Origin of the sequence: Novosphingobium mangrovisedimenti (assembly GCF_025153475.1) — a bacterium.
GTDB lineage: Bacteria > Pseudomonadota > Alphaproteobacteria > Sphingomonadales > Sphingomonadaceae > Novosphingobium > Novosphingobium mangrovi_A.
Map to the genome: position 1 here is coordinate 413,361 of NZ_JANZXA010000002.1, position 22,211 is coordinate 435,571.

The following is a 22,211-nucleotide window of genomic DNA, read 5'->3' on the forward strand; positions in this document are numbered from 1 at the left end:
CGATCATAGTCCGGCCTCCATCTCCAGCACCGAAATCGGCGTGCCCTGCTCGCGCAGCCACAGGCGGCGCAGCAGGTTGGCGGCCGCTTCGAGGCGATAGGCGGACGAGCCACGCACGTCGGTGAGTGGCGCGAAGTCCTGCCTGAGCGCTTCAGCGGCGGTTTCGATGGTCGTCTGGATGAACGGCTTCCCGATCAATGCTGCCTCGCAGGCTGTGGCACGCTTCGGCGTTGCCGCCATGCCGCCAAAGGCCACGCGTGCGCCGGTGATCGTGCCGTCTTCGACAGTCAGGGCAAAGGCCCCGCAAACCGCCGAAATATCGCTGTCGAACCGGCGCGAGAGCTTGGCGATGTGGATCACGGCATCGGGCCCGGGGCGAGGAATGCGGATGGATTCCACGAATTCGCCCGGCTGACGGTCCTGCTTGCCGTAATCGAGGAAATAGGCCTCCAGCGGCATTGTCCGCCGTCCGGTAGCGCTGCGCAGCGTCAACTCGGCCCCGAGTGCAATCAGCGCGGGCGGCCCATCGCCGATGGGCGAGCCGTTGGCGATATTGCCGCCCACAGTCCCGGCATTGCGCACCTGCAACCCGCCGATGCGGCGCACGAGTTCGCCGAAGTCCGGGTGCAGCTGCGCGAAAGGCGCATGAGCATCGGCATAGCGCACGCCCGCACCCACGATGAGCGCATCGTCGCTCTCCTCGATTGCAGCAAGATCGGCAACGTCCCCCAGGAAAATCACCGTATCGAGCGACTTCAGCCCCTTGGTCACCCAGAGGCCGACATCGGTAGCACCGGCCACGAGGCGGGCCTGCGGAAATTCGACCAGCAGTTCCGCCAGTTCATCGCTGCTGGCGGGCGCGAACCACTTGCGGCCCTGCCATTCACCCGATGCCCCATCCGCACCGATTGCCCGCAACTGCGCGGCCAGCGCCACGTCGTCGCGGCCGAGCGTGTCCACCGTCTCGCCAGCCTCGAGGATCGGGCCATAGCCGGTGCAGCGGCACAAGTTTCCGGCGATCACATCGGCCACGGGGAGGTCGGACCCGCTCGCCCCGATGGCCCGGCCATAGAGCGACATCACGAAGCCCGGCGTGCAGAAGCCGCACTGCGAAGACCCGTTCGCGGCCATGCAGCTCTGCAACGGATTGGGCGCGCCCTGCTCCTTGAGGCTCTCCACCGTCAGCAGCGCCTTGCCGTGCAGCATGGGCAGGAACTGGATGCAGGAATTGACCGCACGCCATTTGACCGCATCGCCATCGGGCGAGCCCACCAGCACGGTGCAGGCCCCGCAATCACCTTCCGCGCAGCCTTCCTTGGTGCCCGTGCGGCGCATCCGGTAGCGCAGGTAGTCCAGCACCGTCGCCGTCGGATCGATGTCGGCCAGTTCGATCGTTTCACCGTCGAGAAGAAACCGGATCGTCATCAACTTCCCCGGTATGTCGAATAACCGAAGGGCGATGCCAGGAGCGGCACGTGGTAGTGCCCGTCCGGATCGGCAATGCCGAAATCGATGGAGACCCGGTCGAGAAACGGCGGTTCGGGCAGCTTCACCCCGCGCCCGCGAAAATAGACCGCCACCGCAAAGGTAAGGCGGTAACAGCCGGTCGGGATTTCAGGGATGCCGGGGCAACGCCCGTCGCTATCCGTCTCCCCTTCGAACAACACCGTGCCCGACATCGTCGAAAGAGTCAGCGCCACGCCGGCGGCGGGGCACCCATGCGCGGTATCGAGGACATGCGTGGAGAGCGTGCTCATGCCGCTTCCCCCGCTTCGGGCAGCGGCCATTCGCCGAGGAACTCGGGATCATCGTAGGCAAGGAAATCGGCCACCAGTTCGTGCTGATCGTCAAGGAAGAGCTGGTCCGCGATCCCCTTGATGAGACGCGGCAGCGCATTGTGCAGCCCCGACAGCGCCGATGCGGAAAGCCCCAGGCTGATCAGCGCGGAATAGTTGAAGGCGAAGAGGCCGTGCAGCGGTGCCCCGTCCTCGCCATCGCGCGGCAGGAACTCGAACGCCTCGCCCAGATAGGGGTGAGCATCGATCAGCGCGTTGCGCCTGCCCGGCGGCGTCACCTTGTCCCCCCAGCGGGCGATCAGGTCCGCGACATCGCGCAGTTCGGGGCGCAAGGCCGGATCGCTGAGCAGCCCGGTGGAGATCACCACGAAGTCGAAGTCGTGAAAGCCATGCGGCGTAGTCACCCGGACCAGCCCATTGTGTTCGGCCACGTCGATCCACGGCGAATCGAGATGCAGGTGAAAGCCCGGCCACGAAGCGGCCCGGTCGAACGTGTCGTTCGTCGGCGGCTGGTTGTGGCCAAGAAAGCAGTCCATCGCCGTATACTTGGTCTCGTCATCAAGCGCGGGATAGCGCGCGGCGAAGCCGACCTTCTCCATGAAACGGATCGGATTGACGCGCGGCAGGACCTTGCGCCGCATGAACACCTCGGCCGCCCCGACGCCGCGGGTCAGTGCGTAGTTGGCATTGTCGAACGCCGAGGCGCCGCCGCCGAGAATACCGATGCGCTTGCCATGGAGCGCGTCGAAATCGATCGGCTCGCTGGTATGAGCCCAGAGCGCCTTGGACAGGTTGTCGCGCACCATCGCCGGCGTGTGCCATTCGCCCCCGCCCTGAATGCCGGTGGCCAGCACGACCTTTCGCGCGAGCCTTGCCGCACCGCCGGCGAAGTGCAGGCGGTGCAGGTCCTGTTCGGGCAAGGGCTCGATCCTCTCGAGCTTCGCGTCGTTCGCCACCGGCAGTGCGAGCACGTGGCGATACCAGCGCAGGTATTCCATCCAGTCGCCGCGCACGATCTTGTCGACGGCTTCCCAGCCCGCCGCGCCGTGCTGCGCCTCCCACCAGGCCTGATAGGTCAGCGAAGGCAGGCCGAAATCGATCGGGGTCAGCGTCTTGGGCGTGCGCAGCGTGACCATGCGCGCGTAAGTTTCCCACGGGCCCTCGTAGCCTGCCGGGTTCTCGTCGAAGATCACGACGTTGGTCACGCCTTCGCGGCGCAGCCCCAGGGCCGTGGCAAGGCCGCACTGGCCACCGCCGATCACCGCAACGTCGAGGACGCTTTCGCCATCCACGCTGCGCGGACGCACCCATTCGGGCCGGGCGAAGCCGACCAGATCAAGCTCCCGCTCGAGACGCGCTTCGAGAGCGGCAAGGCCGATGGCGTCGGCCGGATGGGTCGAGGGTGCTGTCATGACTGGTCCTCAAGACGAAGGCGAACGATTTCGCCGATCTGCTCGATGGCCGTCGCAATTTCCGCCTCTCGCGTATTGGCGAGGCGGGCTTGCATGGCCGACAGGATACCAGCCTTGTCGGTCAGGCGCACGCAGATGATGAAGGGAAAGCCGAACTTCTCGCGGTATGCGGCGTTCAGCGCGTGGAACTTTTCGAACTCTTGCGGAGTCAGCCGGTCGAGCCCGGCGCTCGCCTGCTCGGCGGCGCTGGCGTCGGTGAGCGTCCTGTCGATCGCCGCCTTGCCCGCCAGCTCCGGGTGGGCGCGGATCAGGACAAGCTGCTCCGCAGGCGTGGCCGCGTGGACCACTGCCATCAGATCGGCGTGCCGGTCCCCGCTGGAGGGCCCTGCATCGGCGCGCTCTTCCACCCAGGGGCTGTGTTCGAACAGCGCGGCCATCAGTGGGTGTTCCCCTCCAGGCTGACGTGCGCGGAGACGACTTTCCAGCCATCCTCGAACTTCACCCAGGCCTGCGTCTGGCGCCCGCGCCGGTCGGAGCCCTCGCGGAAGAATTCGGCATCGGCCGTGGCGAAATTGTCGCCGTAAACCGTGATCGAGACCTTGCCGAGCTTGCGCTGCGGAGAGCCGCCGCGTCCCTTGCGGAATTCGCGGATTTCCTCGATGCCATAGAGTACCTCGCCCACGCCGAAACGGTTGGTGGTGGGCGCATCGTGGAACAGCTTGTCCATCGCCGGAATGTCGTCTTCCATCAGCGCGCGTTCGTATTCGTGGAATGCCTCGGTCATCTCGGCGTGGAGGACGGGATCGTCGATCTTCATGCGGGGTGTACCTCCATCCAGTGGCGGGCGATATCGATGCGGCGGGCGACCCAGGCGTCGCCGCTGGCCATGACGTGGTCGAGGAAACGCGCGACCCAGCGCGCGCGGCCTGGCTTGCCGGCGATGCGGCCGTGCAGGCCCACCGACATCATCCGCCCACCTTCCTCGCGAAGCTGGTCGAAAGTGTCGCGCATGTGGCGGAAGAACTGTTCGCCTTCGGTAAAGCCGTTAAGCGCGACGATCTTCATGTCGTTCACATCGAGCGTGTAGGGCACGATCAGTTGCTGCTTGCCATACTTGCTGTCCCAGTAGGGCAGGTCGTCGGCATAGCTGTCCGCATCGTAGACGAACCCGCCCTCTTCGGCGACGAGGCGCGCGGTGTTGGGTGAAGTGCGGCCCTGATACCAGCCGAACGGGCGCGAGCCGGTGAGCTTTTCGTGCAGCGCGATGGCCTCGGCGATGTGCGCGCGTTCGACCTCTTCGGGCACGTACTGGTAGTCGATCCAGCGAAGGCCATGACTGGCGATCTCCCAGTCGGCCTTGAGCATGGCCTCGACCGCCTCGGGGTTCATTTCCATGGCCTTGGCCACGCCGAACACCGTCAGCGGCAGCCCGCGTTCGGCAAAGATGCGGTGCAGCCGCCAGAACCCGGCACGGCTGCCGTATTCGTAGAGGCTTTCCATCGCCATCGCCCGGTCCGGGTGGCTGGCCGCGCCAACCATTTCGGACAGGAACGCCTCGGAGCCCTTGTCGCCGTTGAGGACGGAGTTTTCCGCGCCCTCCTCGTAATTGATGACGAACTGCACCGCCACGCGCGCGCCGTTCGGCCACTGCGGGTCGGGCGGGGTAGCGCCATAGCCGACGAGATCGCGGGAGGTCATACACGCGCCCCTTCAGACGTCGCGCCAACGTCCTTCGACAAGCTCAGGACGAGCGGGACTAGAGAAGACCGCAAGGAAAAATCCCGCTCAGGCTGAGCTTGTCGAAGCCCCCGCCGGGCACGCGATGTCTGGAAGGCACTCACTGGTCCCACGCCTCCATCGCCGCAGGTACCGCCTCACCCAGCGGCAGGACGAAACCTTCCATGCGCAGGCAGGATTCCAGCGCGGCCAGCGTCAGCAGCACCTTGTGCTTCATGGCGTTGTAGCCCATCGCGCCAATGCGCCAGATCTTGCCCTGCAGCGGACCGAAGGCCGTGCCGATCTCGATCTCGAACAGCTCGCGCATGGCCTTGCGCACGGCCTCGCCATCGACGCTTTCGGGGATGTAGACACCGGTGACATTGGTCATGCGGCAGGCATCGTCGCCAAAGACGGTGAGGCCCATCGCGCGCAGGCCTGCCGTCATGGCCCGGCCTGCGCTGGCATGGCGGGCATAGCGCGCCTCCAGCCCCTCGCCCAGCGCGATGCGGGCGCATTCGCGGGCGGCGTAGAGCATCGAGGTCGCCTCGGTGTGGTGGTTGAGGCGCTTTTCCGACCAGTAGTCCATGATCATGGCGAGATCGAAATAGTTGGAGCCGATGCGCGGCCCCTTGCCGTCAGACAGGCCATCCATGCGGATGCCGGCCTCGACATGGCGACGCGAAAAGATGTGTTCGGCTGCGCGATCCGAAATCGTGATCGGGGCCGAGCCGGACGGGCCGCCCAGGCACTTTTGCAGGCCGCCCGTCACCACGTCGACACCCCAGCGGTCCGCCGCCAGTTCCATGCCGCCGATGGTAGCCGTGGCATCGACATAGCTGAGCGCGCCCGCCGCCTTGCACAGATCTCCGAAACCTTCGAGCGGCTGCGCCATCGTGGTCGAGGTATCGCCGTGGATCGTCGCGACGAGATGCGGCGAAGTGCGGTGGATGGCCGCGGCAATCGCCTCCATCGGCACGACTTCGCCCCAGGGCGCGTCCACCGTCTCGATGTGCGCACCGATGCGGGTGAGAATTTCCGTCAACAGCAGGCCGAAGCGGCCGAAGTTGACGACCAGCACGGTATCGCCCGGCGCCACCATCGAGACCAGCCCGGCCTCGATCCCGGCGCGCGCGGTGCCGTCGATCAGCATGGTCCACTGGTTCTGCGTACCGAAGATCGGGCGGTAGAGCGCCATGACCTGATTCATGAACCCGGTCATCTCGGGGTCGAACTGGCCCAGCAGGTCGGCGCTCATGGCGCGCAGCACACGTGGGTGGGCATTGATCGGGCCGGGGCCCATCAGCAGGCGCTGAGGCGGGTCGATCTCGCCGAAGAGCATAGGATCAAGTTCAAGGCTCACGCGCACTCTCCAAGGCGATCAATGAACCCGAGCATGACCCGAAGCGCGATGTCCGCGTCTTCCGGTGCCACGTGCTCGGCGGGATTGTGACTGACGCCGCCCTTGCAGCGGATGAACAGCATGGCGGTGGGGCACAGCGCGGCCATGTTCATGGCATCGTGCCCCGCGCCCGAGACGAGCCGGCGCACCGGCTGCCCCGCTCCGACGAGGGCATCGTCCATCAGGTCCATCAAGGCCGGATCGCAGGGGCTGGCGGGCAGATCGTGAATGCGCTCGACGGCCAGTTCAAGGTCGCGGACGCGGGCGATCTCGCCAAGGCGCTCCAGAATGGCCTCGGCCACCTTGTTCCGCCGTGCTTCAACCCCCGAGCGCACGTCGATGGTGAAATGCACTTCGCCGGGGATGACATTGGCAGCCCCTGGCAGCGCCTCGATCCAGCCCACGGTGGCGACGACATCCGAATTGTCCGCACGCGCGATCTGCTCCACCGCGAGCACCATCGCCGCCGCTCCGGCCAGCGGATCGCGGCGCAGGCGCATGGCGGTGGTGCCTGCATGCCCGGCCATGCCCGTTACGGTCACGGCATAGCGAAGCTGCGCGGCAATGCCAGTCACCGTGCCGACCGCAAGGCCATCCGCCTCCAGCACCGGCCCCTGTTCGATGTGGGCTTCGAGGTAGGCACGGATGGAACCGGGATCACGGGCGGCGGCGAGATAGGCGGAAACGTCCACCCCCGCATCGGCCAAGGCGACGCCGTGGTCGTCGGCGATGTCCAGCGCCGCGGCATCGAGCGTGCCCGCGACCGCACGGCTGGTGAGCATGGCTGCGGGAAAGCGCGAACCCTCCTCGTCCCCGAAGGCATAGACCTCGATCGGAAAGGGCATACGCCGCCCCGCGTCATGCAACCCGGCCACGCATTCGATGCCGAGCATGATCCCCAGCGGCCCATCGTAGCGCCCGCCATTGCGGACGCTGTCGAGGTGGCTGCCGATCATCAACGCGGGAGCGTCCGCGACCTCGCCTTCAAAGCGGCCGACCAGATTGGCGGCGGCATCGCGGCGCACGGTCATGCCCGCATCTTCCATCCAGCCGGCGATGGCGGCCTGCGCCGCCTCGTATGCGGGCGTCAGGTAGGCACGATAGAGCCCGCCCTCGATGTCGCTGTAGGGCGCCACCCCCAGCGCATCGCAACGCGCCACCGCGCGCGCGCCACCGGGGGGAAGATCGGTCACCATGCGGCGACGCCTCCGTCGCTGCGCGGATCGGTGGCGCCTTCGAACGAACCGTCGGCAAGGCGCACCACGGCGCCGGCGTGGCCCATCGTCGCGGTCAGCGGGCCGACGCGTTCGACATCGTGCCCGGCCTCAGCCAGTTCGGTGTAGAGCGCCTCGTCGAAACCGTCTTCCAGCTTCAGAGTGGTCGACTGTTCGCCCCAGGTGCGGCCGAGCAGCCAGCGCGGGGCGCTGATCGCTTCCTGCAGGTCCACGCCGAAGCGCCAGTAGCGGCTGAACAGCGCCGCCTGCGTCTGCGGCTGGCCCTCGCCGCCCATCGTGCCATAGGCCATGACACGCCCGTCATCGAACGCGGCCAGTGCGGGGTTCAATGTGTGGAACGGCTTGCGGCCCGGCTTCAGGGCGTTCCAGCCGCTTTCGGCCAGCCGGAAGGAACTGCCGCGGTTCTGCCAGGTGATCCCGGTTTGCGGCAGGACGAGGCCGGAGCCGAACTCGAAGTAGGTCGACTGGATGCAGCTTACCACCCGGCCTTCGCTGTCGGCCGCGCCGAACCAGCAGGTATCGCCCCATTGCGTCGGCTGCGGCCAGGGCAGCGCCCGGGCCGGGTCGATGCGTCCGGCAAGGCCGTCGAGAGCCTGCGCGTCATCGAGCAGGAACTGGAAATCGTAGTCGGTGTAGGCAGGATCGCCGACATGGGCATCACGCAGCAGGAACGCCTGCTTGGTCGCCTCGACCAGCCCGTGGACATGATCGAAGCCCTCTGGCGCATCGGCGGCCAGCCGGTCGAACAGGGCAAGGATCACCAGCGAGGCGAAACCCTGCGTGGGCGGCGCGCTGTTGTAGAGACGCGCGCCGGTGACCGGCACATGGAGCGGCGTCGGGCGGCTGAAGCGGTGCGCGGCAAGATCGTCCCGGGAGACCGGGCTGCCGAGCGCGGCGAGATCGTCGCCGATCAGCCCGGCCAGCTCGCCCCGATAGAAATCGTCGAGGCCGTTGGCGACCAGCTTGCGCAGCGTTTCGGCCAGCAACGGCTGGCGCAGAACATCGCCCTCGGCAAGCGGACGCCCTTCAGGCTCGAACATTTGCGCATAGGCGCCGGGCTGCACGCGCAGCTCATCGCCCTTGCCCGAAGCGATCCCGGCACCGCCCGCCGTCACCGCCACGCCTTCCCCTGCATAGCGGATCGCGTCGCGCAGCAGGCGCTCCAGCGGCAGCTTGCAGCTCTCGTCTTCCAGCGCGGCCTGCCATGCCGAGATCGTACCCGCCACGGTATTGGCTGCCAGCGGCCCGCGATTGGGCACTGCCTCCAACCCTTCATAGAGCGACAGGTCCGCCCTGGCCGCCGCCCCGCCGCAGCCGTGGATGCCGTGCACCCGGCCATCCGGCTCGCGGATCACCCAGAACCCGTCGCCACCGATCCCGGTCATGTGCGGATAGACCACGGCCAGCGTCGCGGCGACGGCCACACAGGCTTCCACCGCCGTGCCGCCGTCCCTGAGCACATCGCAGCCCGCCTGCGCGGCAAGATGATGCGGCGCCGTAACGATGCCCTGCGTACCGATTACCGTCTTCATGGTCCTGCCCTCAGTCCGGAAGTGCTGCGAGGAAAGCGCGCACGACATGCGCGGAGTTCACCGAGGCGAGATGCTCGAAGGTGTCCTCCATGTTCTTTTCCTTGTCGCCGCCGGCCAGATCGGAAAGGCTGCGGAAGATGATCGTGGGCACTTCGTTGGCATAGGCGACCTGCGCCACCGCCGCGCTTTCCATGTCGAGCACGCGCGCGTTCCAGGCGGCATGGAGATATTCGCGAAACTGCGCGTTGTCGGCAAAGACGCCCGCGCTCACGCCCGTGCCGCCGACGACGATCCTGGGAGCCTCGTGCAGGCACAGCTCGGTATCCGGCAACTGCTGCGGCGAGGGCGGCACGCAGCGCTCCATAACGACCTTGGGCGCTATCTCGCGCGCGACGGCGAGCAGTTCCGGGTCCATCCGGAACGTGTAGTGCCGCCCGGGCGCGGTGTCGGCGTTGCCGACACGGGTGCCGCGCGGATACATGAAGTTCCAATTGGCCGGCGCCTTCGGATCGACCGGTTCGGGCGAGAGCCAGCCGTCCTGCGTCTGGCGCGCGAAGTTGACTTCCAGGTACTGGCCCCAGTCCTCCGCGACGATCACGTCGCCAATGGTGAGGCTGGGATCGACCCCGCCGGCAATGCCCGAAAAGACGATGCGCTTCACCGCGAAGTGATCGAGCACAAGCTGCGTGTTCATCGCCGCGTTGACCATCGACACGCCGCTCTGCATCAGCAGCACCGGTTTGCCCTCCAGCGTGCCGGTCAGGTAGGTGCCGCCGTTGAGCTTGTACTCCTTCGCATCGGTCACTGCGTGGACGAGCGCGTTCCACTCCGGGTAATAGGCCGTCATCACCAGCGTGCGCGGCGTGGAGTCCAGCTCCTCCGCCAGCGCCGGGCAGGCGATGAACGCGAACAACGCGGCAAGGCCCAGCACGATACGGCGCATCAGGCAGCCCCCATCCAGACAAAGCGGACGACGAAGAGCAGCGCCAGCACCAGCAGGAACCAGTCCTTCTTCGTCACCGTTCCGCGCACGATCTTGAGCGCGGCATGGGCAGTGATGCCGAAGGCAAGGCCATTGGCGATCGAGAACGTCAGCGGGATCATCGCCACGGTCAGGAACGCCGGGATCGCGGAGAGCGGATCTTCCCATTCGACCTCGGTCAGCGGCAGCAGCATCAGGCCACCGACGATGATCAGCGCCGGTGCGGTCGCCGCCAGCGGGATCACCTGCGCATAGGGCGCGACGAACATCATCGCGAGGAACAGCAGGCCGGTGACGACCGAGGTCAGGCCGGTGCGCCCGCCCGCCTGCACGCCCGCAGCGCTTTCCACGTAGCTGGTAACCGTGCTGGTGCCCGCCATCGAGCCGACGATCGTCGCGGTGGCATCGGTCACCAGAATGCGATTGAGGCGCGGGATGCGGCCGTCCTTGTCCATCAGGCCGGCGCGCTTGGTCACCGCGACGAGCGTGCCGATGTTGTCGAACAGGTCGACGAAGAGGAACACGAAGAGGATTTCCAGCAGCCCCAGGCCGTGGCTGCCGGACAGCCCGAACACGCCGGCGAGATCGAGCTGGAAAGCCGTGCCGGTGAGCGCCGAGAGCGAATAGGGTTCGGGGCTCACCGAAACCATGCCGAAGGCCCAGCCCACCAGCGTGGTAACGACAATGCCGATCAGCATCGCGCCGCGCACGTTCCACACGCTGAGCGCGCCGATCAGCAGCAGGCCGAAAATCGCCAGTGCCGCATTCGGGTCCTTGAGATTGCCGAGCGCCACGAAAGTCGCCGGGTTGGAGACGATGATGCCGGCATCCTTGAAGCCGATGAAGCCGATGAACAGGCCGATACCACCCGCCACCGCCGCGAACAGGTAGTGCGGGATCGAATTGACGATCAGCTGGCGCACGCCGGTAAGCGTCAGGAACAGGAAAGCCACGCCGGAAATGAACACGCAGCCCAGCGCCACCTGCCAGGGCACGCCCATCTGCTGGACGACCGTGTAGCTGAAATAGGCATTGAGCCCCATGCCCGGCGCCAGCGCCAGCGGCGTGTTGGAGACAAGCCCCATCATGATCGAGGCGAAGGCCGCGGCAAAGCACGTCGCCGCTGCCACCGAAGCAACCGGCATACCCGTACTGCCCAGGATCGCCGGGTTGACCAGCACGATATAGGCCATGGTCAGGAACGTCGTCACGCCGGCGAGCACCTCCGTGCGCGCATTCGTGCCCCGCTCGCTCAACGCGAAGTAGCGCTCGAGCGCGCCTGCGGGAGGCGCCGCTTCCGGCGCTTCAACCATCGTATCTGTCTGCGTCACTGTGCTGCCCCCCTAAGCCGCCACGGGCGGCGGCCCTGACCCGATAATCTCCGCCCCCGGAGGCGGCGTTGAACCGATGATGCTCCGTTCTTCCAGCTCGGCGGCAAAGCGGAACAGCTCTGCCTCGCCGTTGGGCCTGCCGATCAGTTGCAGCCCCAGCGGAAGTTGTCCCGGACGGTAGAGCGGAACCGCCAGCGACGGCAATCCGGTGAAGCTGACAGGCTGGGTATGAATGCCCAGATCCGCGCGTGCAGGCACGAGCTTGCCGTCGATTTCGATACGCGGATCGTCGATCGGCGGCGCCGCGCAGGGCGTCGCCGGCGCGAGCAGCACGTCGAAATCGGCAACCAGCGCCTCGATCCGCGCCCGGTACTCGGCTCGAAAGGCCTGTGCTTCCTCGTAGAGGTCCCGGGGCAGCAGCGCGCCGGCGATCAGGCGGTCGCGCGTCGCCGGATCAAAGGCCATGGCGTCCGCCGCCAGCGCCTCGCGGTGGAGCCGGCCGCCCTCGCAAGCCGTGATCAGGAATGCCGCCGAGCGGGCGCGGGCAATATCGGGCAGCTCGATCAGCGGCGCGTCGGGTGCGATCGCGTCGATCGCGGCGAGCTGCCCGGCATCGGCATTCTCGCGAAAACGGCCACTGAGCCGGGCGACGCGCAGTGTTCCTTCGGCGGACTGCGCGGACCGCCCTCCCAGCACTTCCCAGACGAGGCGCATGTCCTCGACGGAGCGGGTGAACGGGCCGACATCGTCGAAGCTCTCGGCAAAGGGGAAGACACCCGAAAGCGGCAGGTCGCCGTGGGTAGGCTTGAGACCATAGATCCCGGTCAGGCTGGCAGGCACGCGCACCGATCCGTTGGTATCGGAACCGAGCGAAAAAGGGAGCAGCCCGGCGGCGACAATCGCCGCCGAGCCGCCCGAGGAGCCGCCAGCCAGGCGGGAGGGATCGTGTGGATTTCGAGTGGTGCCATGGGTCGCGTTGATCGTCGCGAAGCCGTAGGCGAACTCGTCCATGTTCAGTGTGGCAACCAGCACCGCGCCGGCATCGCGCAGGCGCGCGACGGCTTCGGCATCGCCGGTTGCGGGCGCGGCATCGGCGTGGATCGCCGAGCCGGCCGTAGTGGGAAGGCCGGAAACGTCGAACAGGTCCTTGACGCCGTAGGGCACCCCGGCGAGCGGACCGGGATCGGTGCCCGCAGCGACCAGCTCATCTATGCGGGCGGCTTCCGCGCGGGCGCGGTCCTCCAGCAGGCGCGTCACCGCCAGCAGCGGCGCCTCGCGCGCGGCAAGACCGGCAAGGCATTCCTCCAGCACCTGCATGGCGCCGAGGCGTCCGCCGCGCACGGCGGCCGCGATTTCAGCGGTGCTCATCATGCCTTGTCCCCGCGCAATCGCTCGGCATGGCTGGCAAGCAACGCGAGATTGGCCGCCACGCCGGGCGCGCAGGGCGCGAGAATGTCGATCCCGACGGCGGCTGCGGCCCGTGCGATCTCCTCTTCCGTCTGCGGCACGCCCGCCGACGAAGGGGCCTCCGCCGCCTCTTCGGCCTCACGCGCGAAGCGGGCCGCCAGCCAGGCGCAGACAAAAAGCTGGAGCTGGTGGAAGATCATCAGCGGCAGCACGATCATGCCCACTTGCGCTGGCGCGAAGAGCGCGCCTGCCATCGGCACGCCGGACACGAGACTCTTCTTCGAACCACAGAACAGCAGAACGACCGCGTCCTCGCGCGGCAGGTGCGTGAAACGCGCCACCAGCACGTTGACGATCATGATGAAGGCGAGGATCGCCGCACTCACCGCCAGAAGCTCGGCCAGGTCCGAGAAGTTGAGCACCTTCCAGATCCCGTTGACCACCGCCGCGCTGAAGGCGGAATAGACCACGAGCAGGATCGAGCCGCGATCCACCGGCATCAGGATCGCCTTGTGCCTGTCCACCCAGCGCCCGATCAGCGGGCGCAGGAAATGGCCGGCCAGGAACGGCACCAGAAGCTGCATGACGATGCTGCGCACCGCACCCCAGTCACCGCCATGCCCGGTCCGCGCGGACTGGATGAAGATCCCCACCAGCAGCGGCGTCAGCAGGATGCCCAGCAGGTTGGAGAGCGAGGCGCTGCACACTGCGGCCGCGACATTGCCGCGCGCCATGGCGGTAAAAGCGATGGAGGACTGCACGGTCGAGGGCAGCAGCGTCAGGAACAGCACACCCGAGAGCAGCAGCGGGTTCATCCAGCCCGCCGCCAGCCGCTCGGTCACCAGCCCGGCAACGGGGAACAGCACGTAAGTGGATGCCAGCACGAGGAGGTGCAGCCGCCAGTTGCCGATCCCCTGCAGGATCGCCTCGCGCGAGAGCTTGGCGCCGTGCAGGAAGAACAGCAGCGCGATCGCCGCGTCGGCGAGCAGGTCGAACCACTCCGCCGCCACACCCCGGACGGGCAGCAGGGACGCTGCCGTCACGACGGTGATCAGCCAGAGCAGAAACGGATCAATGGAAGGAACAAATGGCACGCGACGCATGGATATTCACCCTGCCCTCATCACCCCTATCGATCAAACGCAATGATCCGCACGGATCGTTGCAAAAAAGGCAGCACGTCAGAACGGCAACGCGGTCGTTGCCTTGATCTCCGACAGGGCCACCGTCGAGGTGATTTCCTGTATGCCCGGAAGCTGTGACAGCTTTTCGAAGAAGAACCGTTCGTAGGCCTTGATGTCCTCTGCGACCACCCGGATCATGAAGTCCACCGATCCCATCAGCACGTAGCAGTCCAGGACTTCCGGATACTCGCGGATCTTGGCGGCGAATTCGTCGAGATTGGCGCGACCGTGGGCGTTGAGCTTCACCTGTGCGAAGACGTGGGCGTTGAGCCCCACCTTCTCCCGATCGACGATGGCCACGCGCCGCTTGATGAAGCCATCCCGCTCGAGCCGGTCGATACGCCGCCAGCAGGGCGAAGCGGACAGCCCGACGCGCTCCGCGATCTGCGCGGTCGTCTGGCTGGCATCGCGCTGCAGCTCGCGGAGAATTTTTCGCTCATAGGCATCAAGCTGGGTCATTTTTTCCAGATAACATGCCTCCTGCGGTCCGTCTTCGCCTGATTTTCGCATCCGTTCCGCAAATGAGGTAAAAAATGCCTCCATCCGGATGCCATCATGATGCGCGAATAGAGGAGTTCGAAGATGGTCACCGCCGTCCACCGCATGCTGCCGCCGATGGAGTACGTCCGCCTGCACGACGAGGCCGCCGGCCTCGACGGGGTGATCGCCATCCACTCGACCGCGCGCGGACCGGCAGCCGGCGGATGCCGTTTGTGGACTTATCCCAACGCCGATGCCGCGATGGCGGACGCCTTCCGTCTGGCCGAAGGCATGAGCTACAAGAACGCGATGGCCGAATTGCCCTTCGGCGGCGGCAAGGCGGTGCTGCGCAAGCCCGCCGGCGCATTCGACCGCCGCGCCCTGTTCGAAGCGTTCGGCGCGGCGGTGGAGAGGCTCGAAGGCCGCTACGTGACCGCCGAGGATGTCGGCACCAGCGTTGCAGACATGGAATTCGTCGCCAATCGCACGAAGCATGTCGCGGGCCGCACCTCACGCCCCGGTTTTGCCGGGGGCGATCCCTCGCCCTGGACCGCGCTCGGCGTGTTCGAGGCGATGAAGGCCGCGGTGCGGTTCCGCTTCGGCGGCACGCTGTCGGGCGTGACGGTGGCCGTGCAGGGCGTGGGCAGCGTCGGCGGCGAACTGTGCCGCCTGCTCGCGGACGAAGGCGCGCGGCTGGTGATCGCCGACATCGACGACACCCGCTGTGCCCGGCTTGCCGAAGACCTCGGCGTGCGCGTCGCCCCGATCGCGGAGATCGCCGAGGTCGAAGCCGAAGTCTTCGCGCCCTGCGCACTGGGCGGTGCGCTCAGCGAGGCCAGCGTTTCCGCCCTCCGGGCCAGCCTGGTCTGCGGCGCGGCGAACAACCAGCTTGCCGATCCTTCCGTGGCGCAGATGCTGCTCGACCGCGGGATCGCTTATGCGCCGGACTATGTCGTGAACGCCGGCGGCATCATCAATGTCGCGGCCGAATACCTCGGCGAAAGCAGCGACGACGTCCGCGCCCGCGTGCTCAGGATCGGCCCGCGCACCGCCGATGTTCTCGATCGGGCCTCGCAGGAAGGCCTGCCGCCATCGGTAGTGGCGGATCGCATGGCCGAGCACCTGATGCGCCGCCCCGTCGCCGAGCCCGCCTGACCAAGCGCAATTCGTCTTTCGCGCGGAACCATGGCCTTCCCCGCTTCGTTCGGATACCCGTCATGTCCGTAACGAGCAGGGAAAGCGAACCCATGGACGTCCGCCGCGAAACCGACAGTATCGGCGAAATCGACGTGCCCGCGCAGGCCTATTGGGGCGCGCAGACACAGCGCAGCATAGAGAACTTTCCCTTCGGCGCCGCCGAACGCATGCCGATTGCAATCGTCCACGCGCTGGCGCTGGTCAAGCAGGCGGCGGCGCGGGTGAACCGCCGGCACGGGCTCGATGCGGACCTGGCCGATGCGATCGAGACCGCCGCGGGCGAAGTCGCCTCGGGCATGCTCGATGACCAGTTCCCGCTGGTGATCTGGCAGACCGGCAGCGGCACCCAGACCAACATGAACGTCAACGAGGTGATCGCCGGGCGCGCCAACGAGATCCTCACCGGCCGGCGCGGCGGCAAGACGCCGGTCCATCCCAACGATCACGTCAACAAGAGCCAGTCCTCCAACGACAGCTTTCCCACCGCGATGCACGTGGCCGCCGCGCTGGCCGCGACGCGCAATCTCATGCCCGCGATGGAGCGCCTCGAAAGCGCGCTGCTGACCAAGGCGGAAAGCTGGGACGACGTGGTCAAGATCGGCCGCACCCACCTGCAGGATGCAACCCCGGTCACGCTGGGGCAGGAATTCTCGGGCTACCATGCCCAGCTGCGCCTTGCCCGCACGCGGACCCAGCCGCTGATCGAACAGGGCCTGTGCCAATTGGCGCAAGGCGGCACGGCGGTCGGCACCGGCCTTAATGCGCCCGAAGGCTTCGGCGAGGCCTTTGCGGAGGAAATCGCTGCGCTTACCGGCCTGCCCTTCGTCTCCGCGCCCAACAAGTTCGAGGCACTGGCGACGCACGATACGCTGGTGGAATTTTCCGGCAGGCTCAACACGCTGGCCGTCGCCCTCACCAAGATCGCCAACGACATCCGCCTGCTCGGTTCCGGCCCGCGCTCGGGGCTGGGCGAGCTGGACCTGCCGGCGAACGAGCCGGGCAGCTCGATCATGCCGGGCAAGGTCAATCCCACCCAGTGCGAGATGCTGACGATGGTTGCCGCGCAAGTGATCGGCAATCACCAGGCGGTGACCGTGGGCGGCATGCAGGGCGCATTCGAACTCAACGTGTTCAAGCCGCTGATCGGCGCGGCAGTGATCCGCTCGATCGACCTGCTTTCGGTCGGCATGACGAGCTTCGCCGAACGCTGCGTCGACGGCATCGAGCCCAACCGCGCACGCATTGCCGAGCTGGTCGACCGCTCGCTGATGCTGGTCACCGCGCTCGCCCCCGAGATCGGCTACGACAACGCCGCGAAGATCGCCAAGCATGCGCACGTGCACGGCCAGACGCTGCGCGAGGCCGCGCTGGAACTGGGGCTGGTCGACGCCGAGACGTTCGATCGCGTGGTGCGACCCGAAACCATGGTGTGAGACCAAGGGCCGCTGATCGGAGCACATCCCCCTCCCTCGTCATTGCGAGCCGCAGGCGAAGCAATCCAGAAGCGTTTTGCGCCAGCTCTGGATTGCCGGGTCGGCTTCGCCTCCCCGCAATGACGAAGAGATGGGAAACATCGCTGGCAGGTTCTGGTCGGCGCTTCCGTGCAGCGCCCTCCCCCTGTATGAATGCCCAATTCGTACCCGTGGAGAGAGGCGGCCGTTGGAAGAGCTCGACATCGCAGAAGGCGCAACCACCACCCGAGGCATGGCCTTCTTGCCCGGCGGCACCTTCACCATGGGCTCGGAGCAGTTCTACCCGGAAGAAGCACCGCTGCGGCGCGTGTCGGTCGATGCCTTCTGGATCGACGAAGCGCCCGTCACCAACCGCCAGTTCGCCGCCTTCGTGGAGGCCACCGGCTACACCACCGTCGCCGAGATCGCGCCGGACCCGAAGGACTATCCCGGCATGCTGCCCGGCATGGACAAGGCCGGATCGCTAGTCTTCCGCAAGACGGCGACGCCGGTCGACACCTCCGATCCCAGCAACTGGTGGGCCTTCGAATTCGGGACCGACTGGCGCCATCCCCACGGCCCCGACAGCGATCTCGACAGCCTCGACTTGTGGGACCACCCCGTCGTGCAGGTCGCCTACAAGGATGCCGAAGCCTATGCGAAATGGGCAGGCAAGGACCTGCCGACCGAGGCCGAGTACGAATTTGCCGCGCGCGGCGGACTGGAAGGCAAGGAATACGCCTGGGGCGACGAACTCGCGCCCGACGGGGCGATGCTGGCAAACTACTGGCAGGGCCTGTTCCCCTTCGCCAACCAGTGCCTCGACGGGTGGGAGCGCACCTCCCCGGTGAAGAGCTTCCCCGCCAACGGCTTCGGGCTCTACGACATGATCGGCAACACCTGGGAGTGGACGCGCGACTGGTGGAACGAACGCCCGGAAGTGGCGAAGAAGAAAAGCAGCGGCTCATGCTGCACGCTCAGCAACCCGCGTGGCGGCAAGCTGAAGGATAGCTTCGACCCCGCCCAGCCCGGCGTGCGCATCGGCCGCAAGGTGCTCAAGGGCGGCTCGCACTTGTGCGCGGCCAACTACTGCCAGCGCTACCGCCCGGCAGCACGCCACCCGGAGATGATCGACACCGCCACCAGCCACATCGGCTTCCGCTGCGTAGTGCGCAAGCGGGGGTAATTGTCCTCCCCGGCACGGGGAGGATAGTCGAACACCGCCTAAGCTTTCGCCGGACTATCCGGCTGGTTGTCCGGATGCGCCTTCGCGAAGGCCGGGTGCGCAAGGCAAGCCGTCTCGATGCGCGTCATGTGCGGCATCGCGGAGAGATCGAAATCGAAGCGCCGCGCATTGCTGAGCTGCGGGATCAGTACGCATTCGAACATACCGGGAGCGTCAAACAGGAAATCGCCGGTCCCGCGCGCGGCCAGGCGCGCTTCGAGCGGCACCAGAGTCTTGGCCAGCCAGTGATGATACCAGGTATCGACCTCGTCCCGAGAATGGCCAAGGTCGTGCTTGAGGTAGGCGAGGACCGGCGAATTGAGCGGCGCATGCAGTTCGGTCGCGATCGCCAGCGACAATTCGCGCATGAGGAAGCGGTCCTCGGTATCGGCGGGCAGCAGCGGCCGGTCGGGATAGCGCTCGTCGAGCCATTCGAGGATCGCCATCGACTGGGCATAGACGCGCCCGTCCGCCTCCAGCGCGGGAACGCCGGCGAAAGGATTGATCTGGCGATAGGCGGCGCTGCGCTGTTCGGCTTCGAGCAGGTTTACCGGCACGATCTCGTAGTCCAGCCCCTTGAGGTTGAGCGCGATGCGCACGCGGTAGCTGGTGGAACTGCGGTAGTAGGCGTGAAGGCGCAAGGATGGGCTCCCCTCAGGTTTCGGCGGCGATCTTCTCGTGCAGCCACGCCGCGTGGCGCGGGGCCTTCTTGGTGCGCGACCATTCCTCGAGCATGTCCTCGGCCACGTCCTTGAGGCTCTGCATCTGTTCAGGCGTACCGAATTGCCATGCCAATTCAAGCCGGTGGCCGTTGGGATCGAAGAAATAGATCGACTTGAACACGCCGTGGTGCGTCGGGCCGACCACTTCCAGACCGTGCGCCTCGGCGCGGTCCTTGGCCGCCATCAGCGCTTCCTCGCTATCCACCTTGAAAGCGATGTGCTGCACCCATGCGGGCGTCGCTTCATCGCGGCCCATGTCGGGCGAATTGGGCAGTTCGAAGAAGGCCAGCACATTGCCGCCGCCGGCGTCCATAAAAATGTGCATGTAGGGATCGGGCGCGCCGGTGGACGGCACGTTGTCCTCGGCAATGGCCAGCATGAAATCCATGCCCAGCACATCGCGGTAGAACTCCACGGTCTCCTTCGCGTCGCGGCAGCGATAGGCGACGTGGTGGATACCGCCGAGCACGGGGGCCTGTTCAGTCATCATGTCCTCTCCAATCCTGGTGGAGCCTGCCGGATCGAGACCCGGAAAAGAAAACGGTCCAGCAGGCTCGGGGGCGCAGGGGCCATCGTTTGGCTTCCGCGCCCCTTGGGGGGTATTCCTACTCTGCGGGCTCTTCGACCTGGAGTACGCCGCGGCGCACCTGGTCGCGCTCCATCGATTCGAACAGCGCCTTGAAGTTGCCTTCGCCGAAGCCGTCGTCGCCCTGGCGTTCGATGAATTCGAAGAACACCGGGCCGACCTGCGCTTCCGCAAAGATCTGCAACAGCAGGCGCGGTTTGCTGCCTTCGGTCGTGCCGTCGAGCAGGATGCCGCGGGCCTTGAGCGCATCGACCGGCTGGCCGTGGCCCGGCAGGCGCTCATCGAGCATGTCGTAATAGGCTTCCGGCGGCGCGGTCATGAATGGCACGCCCAGCGCCTTGAGCTTGTCCCACGCCTTGACGAGATCGTCTGTAATGAGGGCGATGTGCTGGATGCCCTCGCCGTTGAACTGGCGCAGGAACTCCTCGATCTGCCCCTTGCCGCCCTCGCCTTCCTCGTTGAGAGGAATGCGGATCCGGCCGTCGGGCGCGGTCAGTGCCTTGGAGGTGAGGCCGGTATATTCGCCCTTGATGTCGAAATAGCGGATCTCGCGGAAGTTGAAGAGCTTCTCGTAGTAGTCGGCCCAATAGGCCATGCGACCGCCGTAGACGTTGTGCGTCAGGTGATCGATCGTGGCAAACCCGGCACCCTCGGGATGGCGCTCGACACCCGGCAGGTATTCGAAGTCGATGTCGTAGATCGACAGCGCGCCGTCATTGTTCCGCTCGTAGCGGTCGATCAGGTAGATGATCGAGTTGCCGATGCCGCGAACGCCGGGAAGGTGCAGTTCCATCGGCCCGGTCGCGACCTGAACGGGCTCGGCAGAACGCGCGAGCAGTTCGTCGTAGGCCTTGCGCGCGTCACGCACGCGAAAGCCCATGCCGCAAGCCGAAGGGCCGTGCTCGCGGCTGAAGAACCACGCCGGGCTGTGCGGTTCGTAATTGGTGATGAAGTTGATGCCGCCCTGACGCCACAGCTCGACATCCTTCGAACGGTGCCGCGCGACCTTGGTGAAACCCATCGCTTCGAACACCGGCTCCAGCACGCCCTTTTCGGGCGCTGAGAATTCCACGAACTCGAAGCCGTCGAGGCCGATGGGGTTTTCGAAAAGGTCGGTCATGCAGATGCTCCGGAAAAAGTGATGGGGGTCTCGCCGGGCAGGCATTCGCCCGCCGGCAGCGCAGGCGCGTGGCGCCAGGTTTCGTAGAGGGGCCCGAAATCGAGACCGACCAACCGCTCGATGAGTTGGGGCAGGCTTTCGAGCACGAAATAGGTCTTCTGGAAGGCGTCGATCATGTAGCCGGTGCGCATGATCCTCACGGGATCGAACGGCAGGCGCAGCACCTTGGGATCGTCGATCGAATAGACGGTTTCGGCGGCCGACGAGATGATCCCCGCGCCGAAAACCCTGAGCCCGCCGTCCTCGCGCACGAGCCCGAATTCGATCGTGTACCAGTAGATGCGCGCCAGCATCTCCAGCGCGTCCATCTCCATCGCCCGCGCCCCGGCCTTGCCGTAAAGCTCCAGAAAATCGGCAATGGCCGGATCGAGCAGCATCGGCACATGGCCGAAGAAATCGTGGAACACGTCCGGCTCGACGAGATAGTCCAGCTCATGCTCCTCGCGCAGCCAGCGCGTCACCGGGAAGCGACGATGGGCGAGATGATCGAAGAACACATCGTCCGGAATAAAACCCGGGACTGCGACGAGCCGCCAGCCCGTCGCGGGGCCGAGAACCTTGTTCGCATCCTCGAAACGCGGAATGCCGCCAGCGCAATCGAGCCGTGCAAGGCCATCGCGAAACGAGCGGCAGGCATAGCGTTCGACCAGTGCCGACTGGCGCGCATAAAGCCGCCGCCAGCGTTCGTGCATATCCGGCGTATAGGCGCGCCAGTCCTGCCCGACGGTGTAGTCGGCAGCGGCGCCTTCGTACTCTCCCCGAAGGCCGCTGTTGCTGGTCTGTGTTCGCGGCGTCTTCATGGGTTCCCTGATACCACAAGACGCGCTTCATTTTCGTGCGATTGCGATATTGAAAGCACGTGATATTGGTGAATTCCACCAAGATTTAAGTTAAAGAAAGGCGATCCATGCATCTGGACGCATTCGACCGCGCGATCATCCGCTCACTCCAGGAAGACGCCCGCATGCCGGTGGCGCAAGTGGCGGAACGCGCCGCACTCTCGCCCACGCCGGTCAGCCGCCGGATCAAGCGGCTGGAGGACGACGGGTTGATCCTGGGCTATCAGCCGGTGCTCGACGCGCGCAGGCTGGGTTTCGAGCTAGACGCCTACGTGCTCATCAACCTCGACGGGCACAGCGACGAGAACATCTCGCGCTTCGAACAGGCGATCCAGGACAATGCCTATGTGATCGCCTGCCATGCAGTGACGGGCGACATGGACTACCTCGTCCACGTCATCGCCCGCGACGTCGAGCACTTGTCACAGATCACGCTCAAGTCGCTGGTGCGCATTCCCGGCGTGCGCGACGTCAAGTCGATCATCGTCCTCGAGACGATCAAGGACGCGCGGGCGCTGCCGCTGGAATAGGCGG

General features: G+C 66.3%; 22 protein-coding genes. 4 read left to right on the forward strand and 18 right to left on the reverse strand.

The window, feature by feature from the left end; all coding sequences use genetic code 11:
- Window positions 1–3: 3 nt before the first annotated feature.
- From xdhA to NZK81_RS05480, 14 genes are all read right to left on the reverse strand, one after another.
- Window positions 4–1,425 (reverse strand): xanthine dehydrogenase small subunit, encoded by a 1,422-nt coding sequence (gene xdhA, locus NZK81_RS05415; RefSeq protein ID WP_260044621.1) that lies wholly within the window; start codon window positions 1,423–1,425, stop codon window positions 4–6.
- Window positions 1,425–1,757 carry a hydroxyisourate hydrolase gene (gene uraH, locus NZK81_RS05420; RefSeq protein WP_260044622.1) on the reverse strand — a complete coding sequence of 111 codons (333 nt, stop codon included), beginning with the start codon at window positions 1,755–1,757 and terminating at the stop codon, window positions 1,425–1,427. The genes xdhA and uraH overlap by 1 nt, the downstream gene beginning before the upstream one ends.
- Window positions 1,754–3,208 carry an FAD/NAD(P)-binding protein gene (locus NZK81_RS05425; RefSeq protein ID WP_311202068.1) on the reverse strand — a complete coding sequence of 485 codons (1,455 nt, stop codon included), beginning with the start codon at window positions 3,206–3,208 and terminating at the stop codon, window positions 1,754–1,756. The genes uraH and NZK81_RS05425 overlap by 4 nt, the downstream gene beginning before the upstream one ends.
- On the reverse strand, window positions 3,205–3,645 hold the full coding sequence (gene uraD / locus NZK81_RS05430; protein WP_260044623.1) for a 2-oxo-4-hydroxy-4-carboxy-5-ureidoimidazoline decarboxylase: 441 nt from the start codon (window positions 3,643–3,645) through the stop codon (window positions 3,205–3,207). The genes NZK81_RS05425 and uraD overlap by 4 nt, the downstream gene beginning before the upstream one ends.
- Window positions 3,645–4,025, reverse strand: a complete 381-nt coding sequence (gene hpxZ, locus NZK81_RS05435; RefSeq protein ID WP_260044624.1) for an oxalurate catabolism protein HpxZ — start codon at window positions 4,023–4,025, stop codon at window positions 3,645–3,647. The genes uraD and hpxZ overlap by 1 nt, the downstream gene beginning before the upstream one ends.
- On the reverse strand, window positions 4,022–4,906 hold the full coding sequence (gene puuE / locus NZK81_RS05440; protein ID WP_260044625.1) for an allantoinase PuuE: 885 nt from the start codon (window positions 4,904–4,906) through the stop codon (window positions 4,022–4,024). Before puuE ends, hpxZ begins: the two co-directional genes overlap by 4 nt.
- Window positions 4,907–5,045: 139 nt before the next feature.
- Window positions 5,046–6,227, reverse strand: a complete 1,182-nt coding sequence (locus tag NZK81_RS05445) for a pyridoxal-phosphate-dependent aminotransferase family protein (protein ID WP_260044726.1) — start codon at window positions 6,225–6,227, stop codon at window positions 5,046–5,048.
- Window positions 6,228–6,283: 56 nt separating this feature from the next.
- Window positions 6,284–7,522: an allantoate amidohydrolase gene (locus NZK81_RS05450; protein WP_260044627.1), complete on the reverse strand. Its 1,239-nt coding sequence runs from the start codon at window positions 7,520–7,522 to the stop codon at window positions 6,284–6,286.
- On the reverse strand, window positions 7,516–9,093 hold the full coding sequence (locus NZK81_RS05455; protein WP_260044629.1) for a gamma-glutamyltransferase family protein: 1,578 nt from the start codon (window positions 9,091–9,093) through the stop codon (window positions 7,516–7,518). The genes NZK81_RS05450 and NZK81_RS05455 overlap by 7 nt, the downstream gene beginning before the upstream one ends.
- A 10-nt stretch (window positions 9,094–9,103) precedes the next feature.
- Complete coding sequence (locus NZK81_RS05460; RefSeq protein WP_260044631.1) at window positions 9,104–10,036, reverse strand: 5'-methylthioadenosine/S-adenosylhomocysteine nucleosidase; 933 nt, start codon at window positions 10,034–10,036, stop codon at window positions 9,104–9,106.
- Window positions 10,036–11,388, reverse strand: coding sequence for an NCS2 family permease (locus NZK81_RS05465; protein WP_260044728.1), 1,353 nt, complete (start codon window positions 11,386–11,388; stop codon window positions 10,036–10,038). The genes NZK81_RS05460 and NZK81_RS05465 overlap by 1 nt, the downstream gene beginning before the upstream one ends.
- A gap of 30 nt (window positions 11,389–11,418) precedes the next feature.
- A complete protein-coding gene (locus NZK81_RS05470; protein ID WP_260044633.1) occupies window positions 11,419–12,777 on the reverse strand; it encodes an AtzE family amidohydrolase in 1,359 nt (452 codons plus the stop codon).
- Window positions 12,774–13,916 carry a bile acid:sodium symporter family protein gene (locus tag NZK81_RS05475; RefSeq protein WP_260044635.1) on the reverse strand — a complete coding sequence of 381 codons (1,143 nt, stop codon included), beginning with the start codon at window positions 13,914–13,916 and terminating at the stop codon, window positions 12,774–12,776. The genes NZK81_RS05470 and NZK81_RS05475 overlap by 4 nt, the downstream gene beginning before the upstream one ends.
- A 78-nt stretch (window positions 13,917–13,994) precedes the next feature.
- The gene (locus tag NZK81_RS05480) at window positions 13,995–14,456 is read right to left on the reverse strand and encodes an Lrp/AsnC family transcriptional regulator (RefSeq protein ID WP_260044637.1); all 462 of its coding nucleotides are present in this window, start codon (window positions 14,454–14,456) and stop codon (window positions 13,995–13,997) included.
- A gap of 123 nt (window positions 14,457–14,579) precedes the next feature.
- Between NZK81_RS05480 and NZK81_RS05485 the strand changes: the two genes are divergently transcribed.
- The 3 genes from NZK81_RS05485 (at window position 14,580) to NZK81_RS05495 (ending at window position 18,311) form a co-directional block, all read left to right on the forward strand.
- Window positions 14,580–15,632, forward strand: coding sequence for a Leu/Phe/Val dehydrogenase (locus tag NZK81_RS05485; RefSeq protein ID WP_260044639.1), 1,053 nt, complete (start codon window positions 14,580–14,582; stop codon window positions 15,630–15,632).
- 92 nt (window positions 15,633–15,724) lie between these two features.
- Window positions 15,725–17,107: a class II fumarate hydratase gene (fumC, locus tag NZK81_RS05490; protein ID WP_260044641.1), complete on the forward strand. Its 1,383-nt coding sequence runs from the start codon at window positions 15,725–15,727 to the stop codon at window positions 17,105–17,107.
- Window positions 17,108–17,378: 271 nt separating this feature from the next.
- Window positions 17,379–18,311, forward strand: coding sequence for a formylglycine-generating enzyme family protein (locus tag NZK81_RS05495; RefSeq protein WP_260044730.1), 933 nt, complete (start codon window positions 17,379–17,381; stop codon window positions 18,309–18,311).
- A 38-nt stretch (window positions 18,312–18,349) separates the two neighbouring features.
- On the opposite strand, the gene maiA is transcribed toward NZK81_RS05495, so the two are convergent.
- The 4 genes from maiA to phhA all read right to left on the reverse strand — a co-directional run bounded on the left by maiA (window position 18,350) and on the right by phhA (window position 21,638).
- Entirely contained in the window at window positions 18,350–18,991 is a 642-nt protein-coding gene (maiA, locus tag NZK81_RS05500) for a maleylacetoacetate isomerase (RefSeq protein WP_260044643.1), read from the reverse strand.
- A 13-nt stretch (window positions 18,992–19,004) separates the two neighbouring features.
- On the reverse strand, window positions 19,005–19,559 hold the full coding sequence (locus tag NZK81_RS05505) for a VOC family protein (protein ID WP_260044732.1): 555 nt from the start codon (window positions 19,557–19,559) through the stop codon (window positions 19,005–19,007).
- A 118-nt stretch (window positions 19,560–19,677) separates the two neighbouring features.
- Window positions 19,678–20,778, reverse strand: coding sequence for a 4-hydroxyphenylpyruvate dioxygenase (gene hppD, locus NZK81_RS05510; protein WP_260044644.1), 1,101 nt, complete (start codon window positions 20,776–20,778; stop codon window positions 19,678–19,680).
- Window positions 20,775–21,638 (reverse strand): phenylalanine 4-monooxygenase, encoded by an 864-nt coding sequence (gene phhA / locus NZK81_RS05515; protein ID WP_260044645.1) that lies wholly within the window; start codon window positions 21,636–21,638, stop codon window positions 20,775–20,777. The genes hppD and phhA overlap by 4 nt, the downstream gene beginning before the upstream one ends.
- Window positions 21,639–21,745: 107 nt before the next feature.
- On the opposite strand from phhA, the gene NZK81_RS05520 reads away from it, so the two are divergent.
- Window positions 21,746–22,207 carry an Lrp/AsnC family transcriptional regulator gene (locus NZK81_RS05520; RefSeq protein WP_260044647.1) on the forward strand — a complete coding sequence of 154 codons (462 nt, stop codon included), beginning with the start codon at window positions 21,746–21,748 and terminating at the stop codon, window positions 22,205–22,207.
- The last annotated feature ends 4 nt before the right edge of the window (window positions 22,208–22,211 follow it).